This window comes from Inquilinus sp. (assembly GCF_057815775.1).
The window spans coordinates 1-5,020 of the sequence record NZ_JBYRFX010000743.1; the positions used below are offsets into that span (position 1 = coordinate 1).

The window sequence follows — 5,020 nt, forward strand, 5'->3', positions numbered from 1 at the left end:
GCGCGTGAGCGGAGCCGCGGGCTTGGCCTGGGCCTGTCCATCGTGCAGCGCCTGGGACATCTGCTCGGCCATCGGGTGCATGTCCGCTCCCAGCCGGGCAAGGGCTCCGCCTTTGCCATCGAGGTCAGGCTGCCGCAAGGCGAAGCCTGGTCGCCGCACGACCGCTATCGCCACTGCAGCGACGACGGGATCGCGGACAATGTCCATCGCTCCGGCACGATCCTGGTCGTCGAGGACGATCCCGAGGTGCGCGGGCTCCTCGAACTCTTCCTGAAGGACGAGGGCCATCGTGCGACAGCGGCACCGGATGGCGTCGCCGCGCTGGAATTGGTGGCTCGGGGGACGATCCGGCCCGACCTCATCCTGGCCGACTACAACCTGCCGGGCGGCATGGACGGGCTCCAGGTCACCGCCAGGCTGCGTGAGACGCTGCATCGCCGGGTCCCGGTCATCATCCTGACTGGCGACATCTCGACCGATACCTTGCGCGACATCGCCCGCCAGGACTGCGTGCAGCTCAACAAGCCCGTGAAGCTGAAGGAACTGACACAGGCGATCCAGCGCCTGCTGGCGACCGAGCCACCCGCGGCGCCGCAGCAGGTGCCCGGTCCTGCCGCAGTGGCTGGCCTCCTGCAGAAGCCGATCATCTTCGTCGTCGATGACGACAGCCATGTCCGTGACGGCATGCGTGCCGTGCTCGAGGAGGACGGCCGGACCGTCGAGGACTATGCGTCCTGTGAGGCCTTCCTCGATGCCTATCGCCCGGGGCGTGCCGCCTGCCTCCTGGTCGATGCGGTTTTGCCGGGGATGAGCGGGCTCGAACTGCTGCAGCGGCTGAAAGACGACGGCCACCGGCTGCCGGCCATCATGATCACCGGCAACAGCGACGTGTCGATGGCGGTACAGGCCATGAAGGCCGGCGCTTCCGACTTCATCGAGAAGCCGGTCGGCCACAGCGACCTGCTTGCCGGCGTCGAGCGCGCCCTCGAACAGTCGCGCGATGCGAACAAGCTGGTCGCTTGGCGGGAGGCCGCGGCCGACCACGTCGCGGGGCTGAGCGCGCGCCAGCGCCAGATCATGGCGCTGGTCCTCGCCGGACATCCCAGCAAGAACATCGCCGCGGATCTCGGTATCAGCCAGCGCACGGTCGAGAACCATCGTGCCGCGATCATGAAGAAGACGGATTCGAAGTCTCTTCCGGCCTTGGCCCGCCTGGCGCTGGCCGCCGCCTGGACGGGTGCGGGTGAGCCGTTGGTCTGATTCGGTCAATCGAAACGCCTATCGGAATGTGTCCGCGGCAACGCCCGCTCTGGCCACTCGCTTCCAAAATACAGGATCAGAATACGATCCAACACTAGCCGAAAAGGCTGGATCGGATTGAGTACTTTCCGATGCTGCCGTCATGGTGCCCGCCCCACCATAATTGGGATATCGGAGGCAGCGCCAACGCAGATGCGTCGGAGAAATGGCGAATTAGTCCCCGGCCCCGGACCGTGATCAAAATCCAGTGAGGTAACAGGCCATGAGCACAATTGTCATCATCATCATCGTGCTTCTGCTGTTCGGCGGCGGCGGCGGTTACTATGCCCATGGGCGCTACGGTGGGGCCGGCCTCGGCGGAGTCCTGGGCGTGGTCGTCCTCATTCTCGTGGTGTTGTGGCTGCTCGGCGGCCTGGGCAGCATGGGACGAGTCTAGCCGACCGTCTGTACAGCTTGCGTGTCGACCGGCCGCGATCCGGTTGGTTGCCGGGTCGCGGCATGATTAGTTTCCGAACGCGGCGCCCCCTCTGCTTCGGCGGCGTCGCCGCAATGGCTGGATATGGCGGCCTTCGGTAAGCACCGCAGCCGACAGCGACTGGTCTTCGGACTTTCGGGTCGCGACCCAGCCCGAAGCCGTGGCGCTTGCGGAGCCCGAGCAGCTCGATGCGGCGCTGCTCGACCCAATTCCCTGGATGAGAAAACCAGGGTCTTCGCGGCGGCTGATGCGCTGGCGGAGCGGAAGATCCCGTTCACATTCGTCACCGCCTTCCGGGACTCGGATATCGAACTTGTCCGTCGGGACCGGCCTGTTTGGCTCCAGCCGCTACCCCGAACTTGATGGTTCATCGTCTGACTCAGCTCGTCGCCGCAACGTGACACGGCCCGATCGGACGACGTCCGCTATGGGAAGGCTGGCCGCGATGCCTCCGATGACGCACTTCAGTCAGGTTCACATAAGGGCAGTAAGATGCACCGTTCCCGCCTATGTGCCGTGTTGATCGACTGCAAGACATCCGATGTGGACGAGGCCGCACGCTTCTGGGGCGAAGCGTTGGGGCGCTGCGTGGACCACGACCACCCGGGCAGCCGCGGCAACTATCGCATGCTGGAAACCCCACTCAACGAGCCTATCGTGCAGATCCAACGCGTAGACCACGAAAGCCGAATCCATCTGGACATTGAGACTGACGACATCCCTGCCGAAGTAGCACGTCTGGAGGAACTGGGGGCCGACGTGGTCAATCGCTTGGATCGCTGGGTGGTGATGCAGGCGCCGACTGGCCAGCGCTTCTGCGTCGTACGGGTGCAGCGTCCTGGATTCCCAGAGAACGCCAATTCCTGGAGCTGAAAATGATCTAAGGGCGGGATCGGCCGATCCGATCGATGTCCGGTTTCGGGGCATGGACGCGGTGGCCGCCTATCGCGCGTCTGGGACGTCCGACCATCGGCTTCCCGCCTGCGATGCTAGCATGATGTAGCACGTACACCCCTCATATTCACCTCCAAGGTAATGTACTTAATGGAAGGCCGATCACCGGTCGACCTCGTGATCTTTACGCTGTCTGCGGCAGGGATCGAGGTACTCCTCATGCAACGCGGCCCCGAGCCGTTTGCCGGCCGGTGGGAGCTTCCCTGAGGCTGAATTCATGTCGACGAGGGGAATGGTCGTTCCGGGTCTCTCAAGAATCCCCATCATGCGCAAAGTGGCAAAGCCCCTTATGCGCCGAGCGGAGGAAGGCGGCTGCGGGCTTTGTCCCGACCACGTGATGTTCCGTTCAGTCCAAAAGTCCGCAGAAATCCTCGAGTTTGCAGCAGTTGTGTCAATCTGTGGCAGCTAAGTGATTGATATTGCTGCAAGCAGTTTGCAGTTTCATGAGTCAGATGACAGATGTCTCTCGGTCAGCAACCCCGCATCACCTTGCGAAGGACCTGACCGAGGATCGAGCGTGACAATCGCGCGGCGCAGTCACGCGCCGCCGGCGATCACGCGCAGCGATCCGGGGGGCCGCACCGCGCCCACGAGCCAATCGCGATCGAAAAGGTCCACCAGCGCGCGGTATGCCGATACGGGGATCTGATCGAAGCCGTCGCTGCTTCCATTGAAGAATTCGGCAAGACGCAGGTCGACGGCCGTGGCGTCGCCGACGTGCAGGCCAAACTGAGCCAGGTCTTCGGCCACCGAAGCTTGCCGCGGAAGATAGGCATCGACTGAACGCAGATGCATGCTTGCAGCGGGCAGCCGCACCAGGACGACGCGCGTCACCGAGGGCTGGGCATCGGGGCTGATCAGGGTCGTGCCGAGCATCAATCCGCCCAGGACGCTGGCGGGCGGAGCCGCCGAGAACAGGCAGAAGGTGATGGCTTGCGCATCGCCCGTGACGTCGCCGACCTGGATATGCAGACCGTGCTTGGAGAGGAACATGGCGCCCTTGAGCGCCAGGGCGCCGGTGGGCAGCACCTCGGTATAGGAGACCGGCAGCCGATTGGGACTCGATTCGGCACCGACGGTCAGCTCGCCCCGGACGAGCCGACCGGGAAAATAGGGCGACCAGGCGTGTGAGTAGCAGACGAACGTGCCGGCCAGTTCGACGGATCCCGATCTGTTGCGGCGGCCGGCGGGCACATCGAGGCGGTGCAGCAGATCCTCGCGGTCACGGCCGTGGCGGATGCAAACCTCGTCGAGGAACGCCTCGACGTCACAATCCGCGATCCATTGGCCGGGCCGATCCAGGCCGAGCACCTTGGACCAGTCCTCGTAGATCTGCTGCTCGCGCGGCTGTGCACGGCCCTGCATCCATTTGTAGGCGCGGTCGACATCGAACGGCGTCGCCGGATTGATGCGCCGAAAGGCGGCGGCGAGATCCTTGTGCGTGGCCGCACCCAGTACGGCCGCGGTGAGACGAAACTTCCGATCGATGTCTCGTGCCACTCGAGTTTCCTGCTGACGGGACACTTGCCGATTTCCAAATGCCATATTCGCATATTCCTGGAAAAGACAAAGAAATCCGGTGCGTTCCAAACGCGAGGGATACTGCTCCGTCCTGCACTGCCGCAAAGATGGTCTGGGAAAGTCTACCTGGGTGGGGGCAGAATTGATCAACGGTTCGCAGAGTCACGGTCGCGCAACGACACGGGCCCGCCTGGCGCCGGCCGTGCTTCTCGTCATGGGCCTCGCCGTAGGCGTCTCGTGGCCGGCCAGCCCCGCCCGTGCCGCGAACTTCAACGTTGCCAGCGATGCCCAGCTGAGGAACGCCATCAGCAGCGCCGGGGATGGCGACACCATCACCTTCACCGGCAACATCACCCTCGGCGGCAATCTGCCGGCCGTGACCAAGAACGTGACCGTCAATGGCGGCAACTTTGTTTTGTCCGGCAATAGCCAGTATCGTGGCCTGTTCGTGCAGTCCGGCACGGTCGCGATCAACAATCTCGCCATCAAGGATGCCGTCGCCCAGGGCGGCAAAGGCGGGGATGGCAAAGGGGCCGGTGCCGGCGGCGGCGGGGCCGGACTTGGCGGCGCGCTGTTCGTCGGCGCTGACGCCCATGTGGCGGTGAGCGGTGTCAGCGTGCAGGACGGCTCGGCGCGCGGCGGCAATGGCCGCAACAGCATCACCAGCAGCAGCGGTACCGCCGGCGGCGGCGGCGGGTACGGCCTCACCGGAGCCGACGGTGGCGACGGCGGCGTGTTCGCAAGCGGCGGCGGCGGCACCCCCTCCGGCGGCGATGGCTTCCAGAACCAGAACGGAGCCGACGGCAAATT

At 64.6% G+C, this 5,020-nt stretch carries 4 protein-coding genes and 1 pseudogene; 4 read left to right on the top strand and 1 reads right to left on the bottom strand.

Annotation, left to right across the window (positions count from 1 at the left end; all coding sequences use genetic code 11):
- From AC3XYG_RS26120 to AC3XYG_RS26130, 3 genes are all read left to right on the top strand, one after another.
- Positions 1 to 1,260: response regulator (locus AC3XYG_RS26120; protein WP_489142798.1), on the top strand; the 1,260-nt coding region annotated here is incomplete at its 5' end.
- Positions 1,261 to 1,522: 262 nt separating this feature from the next.
- Entirely contained in the window at positions 1,523 to 1,696 is a 174-nt protein-coding gene (locus AC3XYG_RS26125) for a DUF3309 family protein (protein WP_489142799.1), read from the top strand.
- Positions 1,697 to 2,227: 531 nt separating this feature from the next.
- Complete coding sequence (locus tag AC3XYG_RS26130; RefSeq protein WP_489142800.1) at positions 2,228 to 2,608, top strand: VOC family protein; 381 nt, start codon at positions 2,228 to 2,230, stop codon at positions 2,606 to 2,608.
- Between the two features lie 618 nt (positions 2,609 to 3,226).
- Here the strand turns inward: AC3XYG_RS26130 and AC3XYG_RS26135 are convergent.
- Complete coding sequence (locus AC3XYG_RS26135) at positions 3,227 to 4,189, bottom strand: hypothetical protein (RefSeq protein WP_489142801.1); 963 nt, start codon at positions 4,187 to 4,189, stop codon at positions 3,227 to 3,229.
- A gap of 163 nt (positions 4,190 to 4,352) precedes the next feature.
- Between AC3XYG_RS26135 and AC3XYG_RS26140 the strand changes: the two are divergent.
- Positions 4,353 to 5,020 (top strand): annotated as a pseudogene (locus AC3XYG_RS26140) (hypothetical protein); the annotation flags it as partial.

What these genes read in the sequence shown, in the direction of transcription:
- AC3XYG_RS26125 (WP_489142799.1), top strand. Translation starts at nt 1,523, where the DNA reads ATGAGCACAATTGTCATCATCATCATCGTGCTTCTGCTGTTCGGCGGC.
- AC3XYG_RS26130 (WP_489142800.1), top strand. Translation starts at nt 2,228, where the DNA reads ATGCACCGTTCCCGCCTATGTGCCGTGTTGATCGACTGCAAGACATCC.